We start from the raw sequence: 3,149 nt of genomic DNA, 5'->3' as shown, positions 1-3,149 counted from the left end.
GCAAAACCAAAGTCATCGCCGAGACAGGTGCAGGGCAACATGGCGTAGCACTAGCTACGGCAGCGGCGCTGATGGGCGTGGAGTGTGAGATCCACATGGGCGTCGTCGATATCGAAAAAGAGCATCCCAATGTCAGCCGGATGAAAATCCTAGGTGCCAATATCGTGCCGGTATCGCGCGGCGCAGGCACGTTAAAAGAGGCGGTCGATGCCGCTTTGCACGCGCTCTACCCGGTTAAAGTGTAATGCTTGATCAGCTCGAAATTCCCGTCTTCGCGTTCGCCCATCAACGCAAATTTGTTGATCACGAACGGGTTGGCCATATCCGGCGCATGCTCTGTAAGGAATGCCTCAACTGCAGGCAACAATTCAGGGTCGAGTTTGCCGGACAAGGTCATATGAAAACGAAACTCGTCAAGAACATATGGATATCCCCATTGTTGCAGCAACTCTTCTTGCCTTGGCGACAGGCCAGCGGCGCGACGTCTTTCCAGTTCCACTTGTGGTGCAGCTGCGCGAAACGGATCGAATTCTTGCACGCAAGCTGCAGCAAAAGCGTTGAGCGAAACCACATCGCCAACCGGCACATAGGCCAAAAAGCGACCGATCGTGCGGATCGACAGACCATCCATCAAGACAGGTGCTTGGGTTTCGCCAAACTCCTCGCAAGCAATTTGCAGTTGCTCAAGGCACTTGTCTTCGGCCAATCGAAATGGCGGTTTCAATGTGGCGTGGAAACCATATTTTCTTGGGGTGGCTGTCACATCATCGACATGAAAGTGCGGCAAACCATCGAAACGTGTTGCCCGTTTCTCAGCGCGAACCGCATCCCAGCCCAACCATTGGGCACCAAACTCAGCCAGTGGATCGCCACTTGGAAGATAGTAAATCGCAAAACGTCGGAACTTTGACATGAACTCTCCTGCACTCTCCCAGCAACTGCCAGAAAAGTATGACGCTCATATGTCAGGCGACATTGAAGTTGCAAACGCAAAAATTGTTCTCAACGATCAAGTTGTGCTTGGCTCCATTGAAATCGAAGACGGTATCATAGTTGCGATCAACGAAGGCGGCGCAGTGCGGTCCGGTGCGATTGATTTTCGGGGTGACTTTGTAATCCCAGGTCTTGTGGAGTTGCACACGGACAATCTTGAGCGGCATATTGAGCCAAGGCCCGGTGTGCCATTTCCCCATAAAACCGCAATCTTGGCCCATGACGGCGAACTCGCGTCTGCCGGCATCACAACGGTGTTCGATGCGCTGCGGGTAGGATCCCTTACAGATTCAAAAACCAATTACGGCAAATATGCGCGCCAGGTCGCAAGCGAAATCCTAGAGCTGCGCGACGAAGGCATCTTGCGTATTCGTCACATGTTGCACCTTCGGGCCGAGGTCTGTTCTGATACACTTGTTGAGGAATTGTCTGAATTTGGACCAGACGATCGGGTGCGTCTGGTCAGTCTGATGGACCATACACCGGGACAAAGACAGTTCCGCGATGTCAGCAAACTGAAAGACTACATCGTTGGTAAGTATGGCTATACGGATGAACAATTTGCCGAACACATTCTAGAGCAAAAGGAACGCGGCGATCGCAACCGCGACCGGCATGAGCGCGCGACGATCGACCATGCAAAACTATTTGGCGCAACCTTGGCCAGCCATGACGACACCACCACCGGGCAGGTGAAAAAGTCCAAGAGCATCGGTATCAACCTCGCTGAGTTTCCAACCACATTAGAGGCGGCGCAGGCCTGCCGAGACCAGGGCATTCAAATCATTATGGGTGCACCAAACCTCCTACGGGGGGGGTCTCACTCTGGCAATGTGGCAGCAGCGGAGTTGGCAAAGCATGATTTGCTCGACATTGTTTCGTCGGACTATGTGCCGTCGGCATTACTTAACTCTGCTTTTAAGCTGGCTGATATTTGGGACGACCTACCACGTGCGATCAAAACAGTTACGCAAAGTCCAGCGAATGCAACCCATCTGATAGACCGCGGCAAAATTGAAGTGGGATGCTACGGCGACTTGGTCCGCGTAAGGAAACACAAACTTATACCAATTATAAGCGGTGTTTGGCGTGGCGGTGTGCAAGTTGGCTAACAAAATGAAACTTGCATCTGCAAATGATTTTATTTGAATAATCTATTTCGCAATGTTTCGCGTCGCAACTCTTCAGGGAGATTGCAGCGCGAAATTTGTCCGTGTTCAGGGTATTTGGACTCAACAAAGCTTCCCATTGTTCAAGAGACTATTCTTTATGCAGCCAACAAATGCGGATCAACGCGGGGCCGTTCAGCGCTCAATCTGCTGCTAGCAGACGGGGCGAAGTGATTTTGGGCGCTAGACACTACTTGTGAGGTGAACGTGTATCTTCGCGAACGCGTGAGGCATTGGAAATGCAACTGATGTATCTCGCCTTTGTCGTGCAATCCTAAAAGGCCCCAATCGAGAAAAATACCATGATAGGTCCGATAAGGATTGGCGCGAGTTTAGAGACCGCCTCATCACCAAGTACCTGAGCAAGGTGGCGTGGCGTTTCCTCAGTCAGTTGCCGCTCGGTTCACGTCTCTTAAAGGGAGATTTCCCTATTCCCCACCTGATGACGAAAGCCATGAATTCATATTTTTTCCGGCCCGGTAACGGACACTGAATGGGATGAAGCAATTGAACCCACAGCGCTTTCTGAGTTTTTCCAGATGACTGCTGTTGAGCGAGTAGACAAATGGAAACCCGACCACTGAAGCAACGGCAGATGAGTGAAGTGGAAACATTAGGCCCAAGCAAGCAGACCATGAAGCAATACAGTTCAAGCAAACTCCAAATACCAATCAAGTCAGCATGCATCGAGCAACTCACCAATATGAGTTGGCCAAATTGGCGAAAAGAACACAACTAGTCCGACAATGTGAGCGATTCTGTTGATAGGCTCGCTACCTTCGCATCGAAGTTCACCTAAAAACACCCAAACGCGACCCAAGGCGATCCATACGCAAAAACCCGCAGACCTTCTCGCACCTAACAACCTGCAATGTAGAAGAAATTTTGGTAGCGGGAGAGGGAAACGTTTTTCATGTAAGTAACTAGCTGATTTTATTGTACTTTACAAATGAAAATGTGCGCCAATGTGTACAACCTTGTAACCTT

Annotated in this window: 2 protein-coding genes and 1 pseudogene; 2 read left to right on the top strand and 1 reads right to left on the bottom strand. The window is 50.6% G+C overall.

Features of this window, described 5'->3' with window-relative positions; translation table 11 throughout:
* Nucleotides 1-218: pseudogene (locus tag Q0231_RS13330) on the top strand (pyridoxal-phosphate dependent enzyme); the annotation flags it as partial.
* Between the two features lie 8 nt (nt 219-226).
* Here the strand turns inward: Q0231_RS13330 and Q0231_RS13325 are convergent.
* On the bottom strand, nt 227-913 hold the full coding sequence (locus Q0231_RS13325) for a DUF1045 domain-containing protein (protein ID WP_299348069.1): 687 nt from the start codon (nt 911-913) through the stop codon (nt 227-229).
* Here Q0231_RS13325 and Q0231_RS13320 point away from each other — a divergent pair.
* On the top strand, nt 912-2,105 hold the full coding sequence (locus tag Q0231_RS13320; RefSeq protein WP_299348068.1) for an alpha-D-ribose 1-methylphosphonate 5-triphosphate diphosphatase: 1,194 nt from the start codon (nt 912-914) through the stop codon (nt 2,103-2,105). The two genes, Q0231_RS13325 and Q0231_RS13320, sit on opposite strands and share 2 nt — an antisense overlap.
* The last annotated feature ends 1,044 nt before the right edge of the window (nt 2,106-3,149 follow it).

The sequence above is a fragment of the uncultured Maritalea sp. genome, from assembly GCF_937139385.1.
Taxonomy (GTDB): Bacteria; Pseudomonadota; Alphaproteobacteria; order Rhizobiales; family Devosiaceae; genus Maritalea; species Maritalea porphyrae_A.
This window is presented reverse-complemented; position numbering and strand designations above follow the sequence as displayed.

Excerpts from the sequence above, each read along its gene's own strand:
- Q0231_RS13320 (WP_299348068.1), top strand. The coding sequence starts at position 912 with ATGAACTCTCCTGCACTCTCCCAGCAACTGCCAGAAAAGTATGACGCT.
- Q0231_RS13325 (WP_299348069.1), bottom strand. The coding sequence starts at position 913 with ATGTCAAAGTTCCGACGTTTTGCGATTTACTATCTTCCAAGTGGCGAT.